The sequence below is a fragment of the Niabella pedocola genome, assembly GCF_021044425.1.
Lineage (GTDB): Bacteria > Bacteroidota > Bacteroidia > Chitinophagales > Chitinophagaceae > Niabella > Niabella pedocola.
In genome coordinates this window covers 1064353-1079206 of record NZ_JAJNEC010000005.1, presented here as the reverse complement: position 1 = coordinate 1079206, position 14854 = coordinate 1064353, and the positions used below count along the sequence as shown (strand labels likewise).

17 protein-coding genes are annotated in these 14854 nt (G+C 47.2%); 3 read left to right on the top strand and 14 right to left on the bottom strand.

Features of this window, described 5'->3' with window-relative positions:
- Positions 1-2 precede the first annotated feature (2 nt).
- From LQ567_RS12085 to LQ567_RS12065, 5 genes are all read right to left on the bottom strand, one after another.
- Complete coding sequence (locus tag LQ567_RS12085) at positions 3-839, bottom strand: sulfite exporter TauE/SafE family protein (RefSeq protein WP_231004768.1); 837 nt, start codon at positions 837-839, stop codon at positions 3-5.
- A 148-nt stretch (positions 840-987) separates the two neighbouring features.
- Positions 988-1878 carry an ACP S-malonyltransferase gene (gene fabD / locus LQ567_RS12080; RefSeq protein ID WP_231004767.1) on the bottom strand — a complete coding sequence of 297 codons (891 nt, stop codon included), beginning with the start codon at positions 1876-1878 and terminating at the stop codon, positions 988-990.
- Positions 1879-1907: 29 nt separating this feature from the next.
- The gene (folE, locus tag LQ567_RS12075) at positions 1908-2504 is read right to left on the bottom strand and encodes a GTP cyclohydrolase I FolE (RefSeq protein ID WP_231004766.1); all 597 of its coding nucleotides are present in this window, start codon (positions 2502-2504) and stop codon (positions 1908-1910) included.
- A gap of 14 nt (positions 2505-2518) precedes the next feature.
- Positions 2519-2929, bottom strand: coding sequence for a 6-pyruvoyl trahydropterin synthase family protein (locus LQ567_RS12070; protein WP_231004765.1), 411 nt, complete (start codon positions 2927-2929; stop codon positions 2519-2521).
- A gap of 24 nt (positions 2930-2953) precedes the next feature.
- Positions 2954-3361 carry a 6-pyruvoyl trahydropterin synthase family protein gene (locus tag LQ567_RS12065; RefSeq protein WP_231004764.1) on the bottom strand — a complete coding sequence of 136 codons (408 nt, stop codon included), beginning with the start codon at positions 3359-3361 and terminating at the stop codon, positions 2954-2956.
- 205 nt (positions 3362-3566) lie between these two features.
- Between LQ567_RS12065 and mqnB the strand changes: the two genes are divergently transcribed.
- Both mqnB and LQ567_RS12055 read left to right on the top strand, forming a co-directional pair.
- Entirely contained in the window at positions 3567-4214 is a 648-nt protein-coding gene (mqnB, locus tag LQ567_RS12060; RefSeq protein WP_231004763.1) for a futalosine hydrolase, read from the top strand.
- 52 nt (positions 4215-4266) lie between these two features.
- On the top strand, positions 4267-5076 hold the full coding sequence (locus LQ567_RS12055) for a 1,4-dihydroxy-6-naphthoate synthase (RefSeq protein WP_231004762.1): 810 nt from the start codon (positions 4267-4269) through the stop codon (positions 5074-5076).
- 111 nt (positions 5077-5187) lie between these two features.
- On the opposite strand, the gene LQ567_RS12050 is transcribed toward LQ567_RS12055, so the two are convergent.
- The 7 genes from LQ567_RS12050 to LQ567_RS12020 form a co-directional block, all read right to left on the bottom strand.
- Entirely contained in the window at positions 5188-6006 is an 819-nt protein-coding gene (locus tag LQ567_RS12050; RefSeq protein ID WP_231004761.1) for an aminotransferase class IV, read from the bottom strand.
- A gap of 30 nt (positions 6007-6036) precedes the next feature.
- Positions 6037-6450, bottom strand: a complete 414-nt coding sequence (locus LQ567_RS12045) for a DUF4296 domain-containing protein (protein ID WP_231004760.1) — start codon at positions 6448-6450, stop codon at positions 6037-6039.
- Positions 6447-7658 (bottom strand): bifunctional phosphopantothenoylcysteine decarboxylase/phosphopantothenate--cysteine ligase CoaBC, encoded by a 1212-nt coding sequence (gene coaBC, locus LQ567_RS12040; RefSeq protein ID WP_231004759.1) that lies wholly within the window; start codon positions 7656-7658, stop codon positions 6447-6449. The genes LQ567_RS12045 and coaBC overlap by 4 nt, the downstream gene beginning before the upstream one ends.
- A 210-nt stretch (positions 7659-7868) precedes the next feature.
- Entirely contained in the window at positions 7869-8210 is a 342-nt protein-coding gene (locus tag LQ567_RS12035; protein WP_090393568.1) for a DNA-directed RNA polymerase subunit omega, read from the bottom strand.
- Positions 8185-9003, bottom strand: coding sequence for an outer membrane protein assembly factor BamD (locus LQ567_RS12030; RefSeq protein ID WP_231004758.1), 819 nt, complete (start codon positions 9001-9003; stop codon positions 8185-8187). Before LQ567_RS12030 ends, LQ567_RS12035 begins: the two co-directional genes overlap by 26 nt.
- 100 nt (positions 9004-9103) lie before the next feature.
- The gene (locus LQ567_RS12025) at positions 9104-9856 is read right to left on the bottom strand and encodes a uroporphyrinogen-III synthase (RefSeq protein WP_231004757.1); all 753 of its coding nucleotides are present in this window, start codon (positions 9854-9856) and stop codon (positions 9104-9106) included.
- 61 nt (positions 9857-9917) lie between these two features.
- A complete protein-coding gene (locus tag LQ567_RS12020) occupies positions 9918-11246 on the bottom strand; it encodes a DUF4271 domain-containing protein (RefSeq protein ID WP_231004756.1) in 1329 nt (442 codons plus the stop codon).
- 222 nt (positions 11247-11468) lie between these two features.
- Between LQ567_RS12020 and LQ567_RS12015 the strand changes: the two genes are divergently transcribed.
- Positions 11469-12164 (top strand): basic secretory family protein, encoded by a 696-nt coding sequence (locus LQ567_RS12015; protein WP_231004755.1) that lies wholly within the window; start codon positions 11469-11471, stop codon positions 12162-12164.
- Between the two features lie 78 nt (positions 12165-12242).
- On the opposite strand, the gene LQ567_RS12010 is transcribed toward LQ567_RS12015, so the two are convergent.
- Both LQ567_RS12010 and LQ567_RS12005 read right to left on the bottom strand, forming a co-directional pair.
- Positions 12243-12782: a GNAT family N-acetyltransferase gene (locus tag LQ567_RS12010; protein WP_231004754.1), complete on the bottom strand. Its 540-nt coding sequence runs from the start codon at positions 12780-12782 to the stop codon at positions 12243-12245.
- 151 nt (positions 12783-12933) lie between these two features.
- A complete protein-coding gene (locus LQ567_RS12005; protein ID WP_231004753.1) occupies positions 12934-14223 on the bottom strand; it encodes a MutS-related protein in 1290 nt (429 codons plus the stop codon).
- Positions 14224-14854 lie beyond the last annotated feature (631 nt).

Below are 14854 nucleotides of genomic sequence, written 5' to 3'. Positions count from 1 at the left end.
GTTCAAATTTTGCCGGCAATGCCGTGATAGATCATGTTGATTGCCAGTAACAGGATAATCACCGCAAAGAACAGGCGGAGTTTTTTTGGGTTAGACCGGATAAGGATCCTGGATCCGGCGATGGAACCAAAGAGTACGCCGATCATCGTGGGCATACAAATGCCGGGCTGCACATACCCTTTTTGTAAATAGATCACTGTACTTGCAATGGCGGTTACGCCCATCATAAAATTGCTGGTAGTGGTAGATACCTTAAAGGGGATGCGCATGATGTTGTCCATCGCAATTACTTTAAAGGCACCGGATCCGATGCCCAGCAGACCCGACATCATGCCTGCAATCCCCATCATTCCAAAACCGCCCAATACATGCTTGGTGCCATACCGGATCGGGTGGCCGTTGGTGTCGGGGTAACTGCCGTCCAGCTTTAATTTCCGGGCAAGCGGGCTGCTTTGTTCCAGCACCTGTTCTTCCTTTTTGCGCAGGGAGTTGATCGAGGAAAAGATCAGTGTAAGCCCAAATAATACGGCAATGAAGGAGCCGGGGGCAATCGTGGAAATAAGGGCTCCGCAAACAGCACCGGTAGTGGTGGCAATTTCCAGGAAGATACCCAGGCGCATATTGGTGATGCCTTCCCGTACATAGGCCGCTGCCGATCCGGATGAAGTGGCAATGACCGAAACCAGGGCCGCACCAACCGCATAATGAATATCAACACCCAGTCCGATAGTAAGTAACGGAATGATAATGATGCCTCCTCCAAGACCAGATAAGGAGCCGATCAATCCGGCCATAAAGGCGCCCAGCAACATGATCAATGTAAATGCAAGTATGGTCATTTGAAAAAAGATCCGTGAACGAATATTCCGAAGGTAGGAAGAAATCGTAAAGGGGGCTGTTGCGGATTGATGGACGGCAGATGGACAACGATGCCGGTGGCCGGGTTTAATGGGCATCCGGATACAGGTCCGCAAAAAAAAAATGGGGTTAATTTACCCCATTTACTTCAACTTCTTTATTAATCTTCTGGATCAGGCCCTGTAGTACTTTGCCAGGGCCGGCTTCCGTAAAGCGGGTGGCACCGTTGGCAATCATTTCCTGTATGCTCTGTGTCCATCGAACGGCACCGGTAAGCTGGGCGATCAGGTTTTCTTTGATCTCTTCTTTGTCCATTACCGGTTTGGCTACAACATTTTGATAGATGGGACAAATCGGCTGGTGAAAGGCTGTTTTTTCAATGGCTTCCTGTAGCTCTTTTCGTGCAGGCTCCATCAGGGGTGAGTGAAACGCACCGCCTACGGGCAGCACCAGTGCCCGTTTGGCCCCGGCTGCTTTCATACGCTCAACAGCAATTTCAATTCCTTTAAGCGTTCCGCTGATCACCAGTTGTCCGGGGCAGTTGTAGTTCGCCGCCACAACAATTTCTCCTGTTTCATCCTGGATGGCCTTGCAGATCTCTTCTACTGTTTCATCCGGAAGGTTCAATACCGCAGCCATGGTAGAGGGTTGCAGTTCACAGGCATGCTGCATCGCATTGGCTCTTACGGCCACCAGTTGCAGGGCATCTTCAAATGCCAGTACGTTATTGGCCACCAATGCCGAAAATTCACCCAGGGAGTGGCCGGCAACCATATCGGGCCGGTTGTTCTCCATTACCTTATAGGCTACGATGGAATGTAAAAAAACAGCGGGTTGGGTAACCTTTGTTTCCTTTAGTTCATCTGCAGTTCCTGTAAACATGATGTCGGAAAGACGGAATCCCAGGATTTCATTGCCCTGCTCAAACAATTTCTTTGCAAATGCATTGTTTTCATAATGCTCTTTTCCCATCCCGGTAAACTGCGATCCCTGTCCGGGAAATACCACTGCCTGTTTCATATTCACTTATTTATTTTGGTTCGTTTTCTTTAACTTAATCGTGCGCTGATGAGCTTTAAAAATTCACTCCGCGTTGAGTTCTTTTGAAATTCGCCGTCAAATGCGGAGGTGGTGGTTTCAGAGTTTTGTTTCTGAACGCCTCGCATCATCATGCAGAGGTGCTTTGCCTCAATGACCACGGCAACACCCAGCGGGTTTAATGTTTCCTTAATCGCATTCATGATCTGTACGGTAAGGCGTTCCTGTACCTGCAGGCGATGTGAGTAAACATCTACTACCCGGGCGATCTTGCTCAGGCCGGTGATCCAGCCATTGGGGATATAAGCCACATGTGCCCTTCCGAAAAAAGGAAGCATGTGATGCTCACAAAGGCTGTACAGCTCAATATCCTTTACGATGATCATTTCGCTTACATCTTCATGGAATTTAGCCGAGTTGATGATCTCGTGCGCATCCATATGATAGCCCTGTGTTAACACCTGCATGGCCTTGGCTACCCGCTCGGGTGTTTTCATCAGGCCTTCCCGTTCCGGATCTTCTCCCAGCTGCTCAATTACCTGTTTGTAATGCTGTGTGAGCGCATCCGTTACCGGTTCATCATATATATCTTCTTTTTTATAAGCCATAGTTTCCGGGCAATTTAAGATGATGGATACTCTACAAAATTTCTGGGCGTTTCATACAGGCGGATCATCAGATCATGATCGCTTTGAATATGTGGCCGGAGAATATTGTAAATCGCAATTGCAATGTTCTCTGCAGTTGGGTTCGTATGTTTAAATTCATCGGTATCCAGATTCAGGTTCCGGTGATCGAATTTCTCAATCACATTTTTTGCAACCAGCTCGCTCAGCACTTTCAGGTCCATTACAAAGCCGGTTTGAGGATCCACTTCCCCGGTTATTTTTATTTCCAGTTCATAATTATGACCATGATAATGCGGCAGGGAACACTTGCCAAAAATGCGTTCATTGGTAGCGTCATCCCAGGCCGGGTTAAAGAGCCGGTGTGCTGCGTTAAAATGCTCCTTCCTGAAAACGGATACTTTCATACTGGACGAATGGTACGTACAAACTTAACCAAAATACTCCACATAAATCCGTGGCGTTTCATACAGTTTTATGCAATGCAGGAATACGCCGGCGGGTAAATGAGGTGTCAGTTCATTCCAGATCGCAATGGCCAGGTTTTCCGTACTGCACAATTTTCCCTTCATAAAATCAACGTCCTCATTCAGATTGCGATGATCCAGTTTTTCAATAATATGATCTTTAATGATCTCGCTCAATTTTTTTACATCATACACAAAACCGGTATCCGGATCGGGTTCCCCCTTTACGGTAATGTATAGTTCGTAGTTATGCCCATGCCAGTTCCTGTTGGCACATTTGCCAAAAACCTGCTCATTCTGCGCCTCGGTCCATGCAGGGTTAAAAAGTTTGTGCGCGGCATTAAAGTGTTCAATTCTTGTGAGATATACCATATATCATAAATAAATAAGCCGGTTTTTTCCGGCTTTGAAGCGGGTGTTGCCTGAAAAAAATACCAGCTTCAAAAAAAACAGACTGCAAAGGTAACATTTCCCTCAATTATAAAAATGCCCGAACTTAGCAGCGCAGCACATTTTTGCCGGTATCAGGCAGCAAAAGCTGTTAAAACGGATAAGTAAAGCAATCGGTAACGGACATATGCAGAAAAAAATATTATTGGTGGCGGCCACTGAGCTGGAAATAAAGCCGTTAAATTCCTTTTTGAAAGCGCAGGAGCAGGTGGATGTGCTCATTACGGGTATTGGCGGTGTAAGCACCGCATATGGGCTCACGCGGCAGCTGGCCCGGCAACGGTATGACCTGGTATTGCAGGCCGGTATTGGCGGCAGTTTTGTGCACCGGTATGCACCGGGCGCAGTAGCGGTGATCCGCAGCGAGTGTTTTGGTGACCTGGGCGTGGTGGAAGCCGGCCGGAGGAAATCGGTATTTGACCTGCAGCTGGCCGATGCAGACGCTGCCCCGTTTACCGGGGGACGGCTTTACAATACCCATAGCCGGTTAGTGGAGCTTACCGGGCTGGAACCGGCAAACGGGGTTACAATTAATGAGGTTACAACGGCTGCAGATACCATCGGGCATTTTAAAGACAGCCTGGGTGCGGAAATAGAATCAATGGAGGGTGCCGCCTTCCATTACGTGGCCCTCCTGGAGAACCAGCCTTTTCTCCAGGTAAGAGCGGTATCTAATTACGTGGGTGAAAGAGATAAGACGCAATGGGCATTGAAAGCGGCCATTGCCAATCTTGCCGAACATACGGAGCGGTTGTTAACACAGTTTACTTCATAACGGGTAAACATTTTTTATCGGTTCCTGTTTATTAAATGAATAAGAAGTATATATGAAACTAAAGCTGGGATTTTCGCCTTGTCCGAACGATACGTTTATTTTTGATGCACTGGTCAATGGAAAGATCGATACGGAAGGTGTGGAGTTTGAAGCCGTGCTGGAAGATGTCGAAACGCTGAACCGCTGGGCGCTGGAAGGGAAGCTGGATATAACCAAGCTGAGTTTTCCCGCTTATTTTAAAACCCTGGATCAATATGCGTTATTGAATTCCGGCAGCGCCTTGGGAAAAGGTGTAGGGCCATTATTGATCAGCCGCCGGCAACAGCCTTTCACGGAAGCTGAGATCAATGATGCAACTGTTGTGTTGCCCGGGGTAAACACCACGGCGCACCTGCTTTTTAGCTTTGCCTATCCGGATGCGCATCATAAATCATTTGGAGTGTTTCATGAAATCGAAGATGCTGTGGTAACGGGTTCAGCGGAGCTGGGCGTGATCATTCATGAGAACCGGTTTACCTACCAGGATAAAGGCCTGGTAAAGGTTACCGACCTGGGGGAATACTGGGAGCAGAAAATGAAGGTACCCATTCCCCTGGGGGGCATTGTGATCAAAAAATCACTGGGCGGCGCTGTTTTCAATCAGGTGGATGCGCTGATCCATAAAAGTCTTCAATACGCATTTGACCGGTATCCGGAAGTGTCTGCTTATGTAAAAGAACATGCGCAGGCAATGAGCGAGGACGTTATGCGTAAGCATATCGACCTGTATGTAAATAACTATAGCCTGGACCTGGGCAGCGAAGGCCGGGCCGCTGTAGATACCTTGTCGGATGTCTATAGCCGGCTGCACACCAATGCCTGAGCCTTGTGCAGGATGGGCTGCCGGTGGCTGATTCCCGTAACGCATAATACGGATGCAGCGGCACCAGCGTACCGGAATATTTTTATGAAACACCTGTACTGAATAAAGCTGTTATGGAAAGAGCCGTTGCTGATGGCGGGAAAGCAGGGCCGTTGTTTGATCGCCGGCATATGTTTTTCCATTAAACTGCCCCACCTTCCGGATACCCCGGAGCGCATTGGTTAAAAACAGTTCGTCGGCCTCTTCTAATGCATTCAGGGTACAGGACCGTTCGGTGATCCCCGGTTCTGTGGCCAGCAGGTATGAGCGGAATACACCTGCTACGCAGCCATCGGTAACCGGTGGCGTAAAGATTTCCTCGTTTTTGATCCAGAACAGGTTGGAGATCACTGTTTCGATGATGGCCCCGTCTTTATTTTGAATCACGCAGTCGTTCCAGCCCAGCCGGTTACAAGCCTGCGCTGCACGGCTATAGATGAAGCTATTGGACAGTTTTAAGGAGGAGAAATAATGTGCGTCTTTTTGCAGTTCATGATAAATCCCAAGGGAGAGGCCTTCGTCTGCAACCGGCGTTGTAAAGGCGTGCGCCTCTATCAGGTAGTGCACACAGGATGGATCAAAGAGTCCGCCATTGCCGTTTGAGAAGGAAATGCGTACCCGGGCCTGTGCTGTACACTGGTTGCGCGCGCAGAGTTCCAGCAGCTGGTCATAAAGATGCTCAATGGTTACACCTGCCGCAAAGGCGTATCCTAAAAGTGATAGACTGCGGAGGATCCGCTCCCGGTGTAGCTGCCACAGAGGTACCTGCGCGTGATGTACCCGGATGGTTTCAAAAAAACCATCTCCGTAGCGGTAACTTTTATTAGCGGCGTCAATAGCGGGGAGTGCTGCATCTGCAAAAACGCCGTTGAAACATATATAACGCATCATCCAGTAGATAGAAGCCGCAGCCGCGGCGTATTAAGGAGCGGGGGCTCTTTTTGAAGCCGGTTCCCCTGCAGGCGACGGCGCCCGGGCCGTATCGGCTGTAGCCGGGGTTTCCGGTTTTTTGGCTCTTTTTTGTTGTGCATTGATCGAATCCAGCATGGCCACAAAGATGTCGGGCTTACGCTGGTAATATTCGAGGCTCTTCTCAAACTCCTTTTTGGAGATCTTATGCAGGGTGAAGATCTGTTTCAAGGCCTGTTGGTTTACAACCGCCCGGTTCAGGTCCGGATAGCGGTTGTACACGTAGCCGTTTACAAATTCGCTGCCCTGGGCAATATCCCATAAAACGGCCTGCATTTTATCCTGTGGCAAAACGTCTTTGGGCCGCCCCAATCCGCAGGCAGCAAAAGTTAAACTCCATACCAAGAGCGGTAATAATTTTTTCATGTTGTTGTGATGCCCGTTTTTACGATAGTATCTATGATATCCTGTGCTACGGCCGTTTTTGACTTGGACGTAAAGCTGGTCTTTTCACCTGTTTTTGAATAAATGGTTATTTTATTGGTATCTGCACCAAAAGCGGCCCCGTCGTTTAATGAATTCAGCACGATATAGTCGGCATTCTTTTTATGCAGTTTTTCAAGCGCGTGTACTTCTTCATTATTCGTTTCAAGGGCAAACCCCAGGAGCACCTGGTTACCGGTTTTTACGGCACCCAGGGAAGCCAGGATATCCCTGGTCTTAACCAGGGTTAGCGCCAGATCGCTGTCCTGTTTTTTTATTTTGGTATCACTTACGGTTGCGGGTCTGTAATCTGCAACCGCAGCTGCCATTAATGCTATATCAGCCGAAGGAAAATGATCCATACAGGCCTGGTACATTTCTTCTGCGGATACCACGTTTACAAGTGTGATGCCCGAAAGATCCTGTTGCAGAACCGCAGGAGCAGGACCCAGTACCAGTACTACCGCTGCACCCCGCCGCAAACATTCTTTTGCAAGGGCATACCCCATTTTTCCGGAAGAGTGATTGCCAATAAAACGCACCGGGTCCAGCGCCTCCTGAGTAGGGCCGGCGGTTACCAGTACTTTTTTGCCTTTCAGATCCGTGCCCGAAGCCTGTTTAAAAAAAGCGTCTATCGCTTCAAGGATCGCTTCCGGTTCTTCCATGCGACCCTCGCCAATGAGTCCGCTGGCCAGTTCACCATAACGGGGCGTAAGTACGGTATGCCCGAATGCTTTCAACGCTTCGATATTTTTCTGGGTGGCAGGATGGCGCCACATATCGTCATCCATTGCCGGGGATACCATTACCGGGCAGGTGGCAGAGAGGTATACTGAAAGCAACAGGTTATCACAATGTCCATATGCCATTTTTGCCAGCGTATTGCAACTGAGCGGTGCTATTAACAGCAGGTCGGCCCAGCGGCCCAGCTCCACATGGTTGGCCCAGGTATTGCCGGATGCGATGTCGATAAGCACTTCATTTTTTGAAAGGGTAGATAAGGTAAGCGGCGCAACAAAATCACGGGCGGCTGGTGTCATGATCACTTTTACAACGGCCTTTTCTTTTACCAACAGGCGTACCAGGTGAACGATCTTGTACGCAGCAATGCTGCCGCTGATCCCAATGGCTATTTTCTTGCCTTCTAACATGCATCAAAAATAAGCCATCGGGTCGGAATACAGATGTAATAAAATGATAAGAGTGGCGTTGCGGTTGGCTGGTATATGAAAACTGGTTCGTTGGCGTGTTGGCGGATGTACGGAGATGGACATCCTGAGGGAAATGAAATTCCTGGGGCGGGCATAAAAAAAGCCGTAACGGATCCAGATCCGTTACGGCGCTTATCAATACATGTACGCTTAGCTGAACAATTCGTCTTCAGCCTTGCGGTAGTAAATTTTATCATCAAGGAATTCCTGGGTAGCCAGCAGGGCGGGATTCGGCATTCTTTCGTATGCCTTTGAGATCTCGATCTGCTCTTTATTTTCATGGATCTCTTCCAGCGTATCGGTATGGCTGGCAAATTCATCCAGTTTATTGTGCAATTCTTCCTTTATGGAAATATTGATCTGGTTGGCCCTTTTGCTAACAATGGCAATAGATTCATATATATTGCCGGTTTTGTTTTTTATCTCCTGCAGGCTTTTGGTTTCTACGCTACTGGGAGTACCAACACTAAGATGCCTTCTTAATTTGCTCATTATTACTAAATTTTTGAATTTGAGATTGTGACATTGCCATATATTTTTCAATATCGGCTTTATATTTACTTTCTGGGAACCGGTCGATGAATTCTTTGCATTCATCCATCACTTCCCTGAAACGCTCCGTTTTCTTATCAATAACGCTGTTTTCGGCAAAAAGATAGTAGGATTTTACCGACATCATTTTATATTCATCCGCTAACTGTGACTCCGGGAAGTTTTCCAGGAGGGCGGCAAAACTTACGCCGGCAGCCCGGTAATAGCCCATGTCATAATACAGCTTGGCGCTTTTATAGTCTTTTATTTCCAGCTTGCTTCTCAGCTCATCCAGGATCCGGTTGGCTTCAGGCAGCCGCACCGAGCTGGGGTGCGTATTGATAAAAGTTTGCATGGCACCAATGGCCTTAAAGGTATTGCTTTGATCCAATTCCGGTTTGGGCGACTGTTTGTAAAAATTATATGCCCGCATGTACTCCATTTCCTCAAATTTCGGACTGTTGGGAAAGCTTTCCATAAAGGTCTTGAAATAATTCTCTGCCATTGCATAATCGTGCTGATAATAAGCAGAATATGCATACTTATAGTAAATGTCCTGGAACTGGGGCGTTGTTTTATAATAAGGTAAAATGTCTTCGTAGATCAGCTGCGCCTTATTGTATTTCTTTTTGGCATAAAAAGCATCTGCCATCTTGAGCTTATAGGCAGCATCCTTACTTTTTAAAATCTTATTCATGCCCGGCCCGCAGGACGACATTAAAAACAAGGCGGAGATAATGACGAAAAACCTCATAAAGTTTGCAAAGTTAACTATAACCATGCAAATATTCATAAAAACCTTAGCTACCCAAAAAATGAGTCGTTAAGCTTTTGATAAAGAGAAGTTTGTTGGCTTATTTATTGGAATTGCTGGCCAAAAACTGATCCAGGGCGGTAATCATGCTGGGTGTTTTAGGCAAAGGGGCCACAATCAGCGGCTTTAAGCCGGCCCTGATCGCTGCTTCCTTGGTATTATCGCCAAAGGTGCCGATCACGGTTTCGTGCTGCTCAAAGTCGGGAAAATTGTCGAACCAGCTCTTTACACCGCTGGGCGTAAAAAAACAAAGCACATCAAACTTTTTATTGCCCAGTGATTTTTTTACATCATTGCTCTTTGTGCGGTACATAAATGCCAGGTCAAAAGAACAATCGTGTTGTTTGAGCCAGCTGATAATTTCATTATCCTGCTGGTTTTCAGAACATACATAAAGAAAATTGAGATTCTCTTTATGTTTATTGATCACATCCAGCAGGCTTTTATTGCTGCCGTCTGTACCGTAAAATACTTTTCTTTTACGATAAAGGATGAATTTTTGCAGGTACAGCGCCACGGCTTCTGTAATACAGAAGTATTTCGTATCCTGGGATACATTGATCTTCATTTCCTCACAGGTTCTGAAAAAGTGATCAATTGCATTCCGGCTGGTAAAGATAACCCCCGTATAAGTGGGGATGCTGATCTTTTGGCGTCTGAAATCTTTTCCGGAGATGGGTTCCAGCATGATCAGGGTCTCAAAATCCAAGGTAACACCATGCTTTTTTTCAAGGTCGAAATAGGGGGATTTTTCGCTCTTTGGTCTTGGCTGGCTGATAAGTATATGCTGCATTTTTCCTGCTTCAGGCTTCGCCACGGGTTTTGTTGCTACGTTACTTGACATTAAAATTCACCTAAATTGGGTGCAAAGGTACGCTATTCCCCGTTAAAAACTGTAAAATAAACTTGTAGATTGCAAAGGCCGGTAATAGCTCAAAGGCAATAAAGTAAATAAAGAAATGAAAGAGACTCACCTTGTTACTTTTCTGTATCATTTGAAGCGCCACGGTAAAACGATAGAGGAAAAGCGCGCCTATGATCAGCCAGCTGAGTGTCCAGATAATGGTTTTAATACCCGTACCGCCCAGCGATGTGATCACGATCACCGGAAGCAGGAATAGTACCAGGATCTTGCTCACCAGGAAAATAAGGAAGATATAGGCATCGGTAAGATGCTGCAGTTTAAAAAGCCAGCCAAATAACTTCAGCAGGAAAAACTTGGCAAGGTAGGCCACGGATACAACAGCAACAGCAAAGCCAAACAACTGCCAAAAAGGATAGGGCAGTTGTTTTACCGTAAGTTGCTCCGCCATAAGCGCAAGATAATACCCGGTAACAAAAACAAATAAAATGTTAAAAAGGAATGATGGAAGTGTATTCTGACTAAGCTGTTGTTGCAGCTGGCGCTGTTTCAGCGTGCGCCGGAAAAACAGGGTGGTCAGGTCATCAAAGTACTTTGAAAACGCCGTTTTAAATCCGGCGAAGAGCAGCATGATACCGGCAAGCGTATAAAAGTAAATTTCTTCTCCCGGTTGTTTTACCCGTTTACTATAGGGCGTAACGACCGGGGCTTTGGAAAAGGCGTAATACGGATGCTCCGCAAGAATCTGCCGGGTACGGTTAAACACCTGAACCTTTGCCGCATATTGGGCCTCTTTTTTAAGACTGTCTGCCATGGCGGCCCTGATCCGCGTAGAATCGATGACAACCGGCGGCGATGGCGGCAGGGCCGCTGCTGCTTTTCCGGCCGTATCTTTTTTTAAAGGAATGGCCGTTGTCGCTTTTCTTACAGAATCGGTCCGGGCACCCGCCTGAGGATGGCGCACTGTTTTTTTTGAAGCCGCCGTATCCTTTTTCGCCGCAGCCGGAACGGATGCTTTTACGGTGATAGTCTTTTTCCGCGCGGTATCTTTTTGAACGACCGGTTTATGATTTGCCGGGGAAGTGGAAGCACGCGTTGTTTTTGCAGGATTGCCGGCTGGTTTTTGTGTTACCGGAGCTGGTGTTGCCTTTTTTCCAGCAGCCGCAGGTTTTGTTACCGGCGGCGTTTGTTTGGCAGCTGCCGGCTTTTTAGCTGCCGGCCGGTTGGTGGTCTTGCGATTGGTACCCGGCTGAGCCGCGGGCTTTGCGGCTTGCGGCTGCTCTTTTGCACTGTCTTTTTTTTGAGCAGACAGATCGCTCATACAAAAGAAACTCAGAAAAACTATGATGAATAAACGGATCAAAATAAAGGCATCTTTGAAACGCAAAAATAACAAGCTGCCCCCAATATTACTGAAAAAGATGGCCAGGGCCTGCTTTGAGGTTTACCGGGCGCAAGGGCCCTGGTTAACAGGAAGCAACAAACGCAGGTGTGGATTTGCTCAATTGCGGGAATTGTAATATTTTTCTGGCAAAGATTATTTATGAAATACTGGTTATTGCTGGCGGGGCTTTTTATGCTGAGCCATTCAAACGCTTCGGTTGTCGGCGGCAGCGATTCTGCATTTAACTATGAAGGCAGCCGCTTTGAGAAGGGCGGGTTCATCCTGCATTTTACCTCGAATGAAACAACCTTTAGCAATGCTGTAAAAAAAAGAATGGTGGATGCGTTCTTTACCGTGTACCCCGTGCTGGTAAGGGATTTTAACAACGGTGCGGCAAAGGAGGTATATTTTAAGGTGGACACAGCCTATCATGGTGTGGCTGCTACGGGTGGCGGAAAAGTGGTATATGACCCGGTATGGTTTGTAAAGCATCCGGGCGATATAGATGTGGTAACCCACGAAGTGATGCATATTGTACAGGATTATGGGCGCAGCGTTGGCCCCTGGTGGATCACTGAAGGCATTGCTGATTATATACGGTTTAAATACGGCATTGATAACGAAGGTGCCGGCTGGAAACTTCCGGAGTATTCAGACCGTCAGAAATATTCGGATGGATACCGGGTAACAGCGCGGTTCCTCGCATGGATCGAAGCCCGGGTAAAAAAGGGTACTGTAAAGGCGCTGAACACGGCGCTGCGTAATCACAGTTATACGGCCGACAGCTGGAGGGAGGTTACCGGTAAGCCGGTAGATGATTTATGGCTGGAATATTCAAAAAACCCTGCCCTGTAGCCTGGCGCATACAGCCGATGGTTAATGTGTAGAAATGCCGTAGCCGTTGCCGGCCTTGTTCCGGCAGCTTATTGCTGTTTATGGCCGGTGTATACCATAAACAAAATTAAGCCGGTCGGGCTCGCCATAATACGCTACCCATTCTGCCCTTAGTTTTATGGCTCCCAGCTTCTCGATGGCTTTTTGTGAACGGTAATTTTCAGCACCTATATGGAAATAAACGGTACGTACAAACCGGAAAATATAATCCAGCATGAGGTGTTTTACTTCCGCATTCAAACCGGTGCCCCAGAACCGGGTGGCATAAAAAGTATACCCTATAAAGATGCTGTGTTCGGCAGGGTCGTAGTTATAAAACCGGGTGCATCCGGCTAACGTGCCTGCAGGCATCGCCTGGCAAAGGAAAGCGCCCCCGCTTTGCAAAGCGCCTTCAAAGAAGGTGTCAAATACATCCCGCTGGTACCGGTTCTTATTGGGGTGCATCTGCCAGATGGCCGGGTCGGAGGCAACGGCATAGAGGCGTTCAAAATCTTCCGCTTTTAATGGGATCAGTTTTACCTGCGCATTCTCGAGAACGGGCTGGATGGAGAAAGGAGGGGTGAAGGGGTGACCAGGCATATAAACGATTTGAATAGCGCGTGAAGATAGATAAAAAATTACGGTAAGGTTTTCGCGTTGTTCCGGCTGTGCATATGCCGTACGCAGGCCCTTATATCCCATCGTTTTGAATCCACAACCAAAGGAGGGAACTGTTGGAGCGTTGGATACGCTATCCTGATGTTGGTTGTTTGTTCAGCAGCTCATACAGTCCTTCCGCTTCAAATAATAACCGGCCGATCCTCAGATCGGACCAGCCGCTTCCTAATTTATAAGTGAACGTTGGGCGGCCGTTTTCAATAACACAGGTAATATGATATACATGTGCAGCATTGCCGGCTATAGCAGGCGTTTCTTTTAAAGCATGCAGATGTGTAGAGATCAGGAAACAGGAGGTATCGGTACGGCTCAGTCCTTCGATCGTTGCTGTGGTAATCGCCAGCGCATCTTCCTGGTTCGTACCCTTGAACAGTTCATCAAAAATAGAGAAACAGCGCTTGCCGTCGGCGGTTTGCTGCAGCACCTCCTTCAGGTTTTTGATTTCATACATAAAATGACTGTAGCCGTTCTGCAGGTCATCCCGGTGATTAATGAAAATGGAAATATGATCAAAGAAAGGGATTTCGGCAAAGGATGCCGGTATGGCAAGACCCGTATGCGCCAAAAACACACAAAGACCGATGGATTTTAACAAGGTGGATTTGCCGGCCATATTCGGACCCGTGAGCAGGCAGACCTGCTTTGTTATATGGATATCATTTTTTACAGGCTCCTTTAGCAGGGGGTGATAAAGATCCCGGATCATTAGGGCTTTTGCGCCTGGAACCGGGAAGGTAAATCCTCTCCGTACGATGGAAATACTGATGGATGTATAGGCTTCAAACAAAAAGAACCGCGCCCAGAACAGGTTCCAGCTGCCGTCCTGTTTGCGGGCTGCAATTTTCTGAGAGAGTTGCCGTACTTCCTTTGTTCCAAACCGGTCTTCTTTTAAACGTTCCGCGTAATGCCGCAGATCAAAAAAGGTTAATAATTGTTCCATCGCCTCAAGATCGGCACGATACGCATTGGGAAAAAAGGTACGGTTGATGGCTGCGATCCATTTCTGTAACAACCGGTCAAGGAAAAGCACGAACTGCGCATACCGGCTGATCAGTACCTGTTGTTCAATTTTATTCGTAAAGAGCGTTAGCAAATGATTTGGAACCGGGCCCTCCACCTGTTGTAGGAACTGGTACACTTCGGCAAATTCTGCTTTGGCATAATTGTAAGATTGCAGCAGCCGGTAGTTTTTTACAAAACCCTCTAATATTTGCTGCCGCTCAATAATGTGCGTTGTTGAAGGAAGCGTTTTGGTAAGCAGGCCTGTAAGCACCTGTTCGGAAAACCGGTTATTGGTATAGTTGAACACCGGCAGGATGTCTGTTACAATATTCAGATCGGTTATATAATGGTTGATGGTCAATGGAACAGCGTTTTTGTATTGAAATTACTGGATTGTGATCGGATTCGTATTGTATACGGTCTTAAGTGTTTCATAAAATCATCGGCTCTGAAAAACATTGCTGGTGCTTTAGTGGCCGGAATACTTTTTTAGCTGATCAAACCGTACAAGACGTAACAATATTTTACGTCCGGCAAACATAATGCGCTCAAACAGTCCCCCACATTTCCGCATTCTTACCCCAGGCCCGGATAGCGGAACCATATACGAACACCGCAGCCAGGATACAGCCAGGATATAGAAAGGATATAGCCAGGATACAGAAACGATACAGAAGGGATACAGAAAACATGCGTTTCGAGGTCAGAAGGGATCAGGAGGGATCAGAAGGAGTCATAAGGGATCAGAAGGGATCAAAAAAAGAAACCGGCACCTGAATCCCCCAACTTTATGCGGGCAATATTCATTGATTCTGTTTCAAAAATTAAAAACGATGAAAAGCGTAATCAAAATGGCTTTAAGCAACCCTACCGGCAGTATGGAACGCACTGCTATGGTCAACGACCGTAACGAGGAAGTCTGGAGCAAATGATTTATAAAGCGCAGTGCGGTTATGGAACAGCGAACCTTTTACAGGGGTCTGTTTCGATTT

What these genes read in the sequence shown, in the direction of transcription:
- LQ567_RS12085 (WP_231004768.1), bottom strand. Translation starts at nt 839, where the DNA reads ATGACCATACTTGCATTTACATTGATCATGTTGCTGGGCGCCTTTATG.
- fabD (WP_231004767.1), bottom strand. Translation starts at nt 1,878, where the DNA reads ATGAAACAGGCAGTGGTATTTCCCGGACAGGGATCGCAGTTTACCGGG.
- folE (WP_231004766.1), bottom strand. Translation starts at nt 2,504, where the DNA reads ATGGCTTATAAAAAAGAAGATATATATGATGAACCGGTAACGGATGCG.
- LQ567_RS12070 (WP_231004765.1), bottom strand. Translation starts at nt 2,929, where the DNA reads ATGAAAGTATCCGTTTTCAGGAAGGAGCATTTTAACGCAGCACACCGG.
- LQ567_RS12065 (WP_231004764.1), bottom strand. Translation starts at nt 3,361, where the DNA reads ATGGTATATCTCACAAGAATTGAACACTTTAATGCCGCGCACAAACTT.
- mqnB (WP_231004763.1), top strand. Translation starts at nt 3,567, where the DNA reads ATGCAGAAAAAAATATTATTGGTGGCGGCCACTGAGCTGGAAATAAAG.
- LQ567_RS12055 (WP_231004762.1), top strand. Translation starts at nt 4,267, where the DNA reads ATGAAACTAAAGCTGGGATTTTCGCCTTGTCCGAACGATACGTTTATT.
- LQ567_RS12050 (WP_231004761.1), bottom strand. Translation starts at nt 6,006, where the DNA reads ATGATGCGTTATATATGTTTCAACGGCGTTTTTGCAGATGCAGCACTC.
- LQ567_RS12045 (WP_231004760.1), bottom strand. Translation starts at nt 6,450, where the DNA reads ATGAAAAAATTATTACCGCTCTTGGTATGGAGTTTAACTTTTGCTGCC.
- coaBC (WP_231004759.1), bottom strand. Translation starts at nt 7,658, where the DNA reads ATGTTAGAAGGCAAGAAAATAGCCATTGGGATCAGCGGCAGCATTGCT.
- LQ567_RS12035 (WP_090393568.1), bottom strand. Translation starts at nt 8,210, where the DNA reads ATGAGCAAATTAAGAAGGCATCTTAGTGTTGGTACTCCCAGTAGCGTA.
- LQ567_RS12030 (WP_231004758.1), bottom strand. Translation starts at nt 9,003, where the DNA reads ATGAGGTTTTTCGTCATTATCTCCGCCTTGTTTTTAATGTCGTCCTGC.
- LQ567_RS12025 (WP_231004757.1), bottom strand. Translation starts at nt 9,856, where the DNA reads ATGCAGCATATACTTATCAGCCAGCCAAGACCAAAGAGCGAAAAATCC.
- LQ567_RS12020 (WP_231004756.1), bottom strand. Translation starts at nt 11,246, where the DNA reads ATGAGCGATCTGTCTGCTCAAAAAAAAGACAGTGCAAAAGAGCAGCCG.
- LQ567_RS12015 (WP_231004755.1), top strand. Translation starts at nt 11,469, where the DNA reads ATGAAATACTGGTTATTGCTGGCGGGGCTTTTTATGCTGAGCCATTCA.
- LQ567_RS12010 (WP_231004754.1), bottom strand. Translation starts at nt 12,782, where the DNA reads ATGCCTGGTCACCCCTTCACCCCTCCTTTCTCCATCCAGCCCGTTCTC.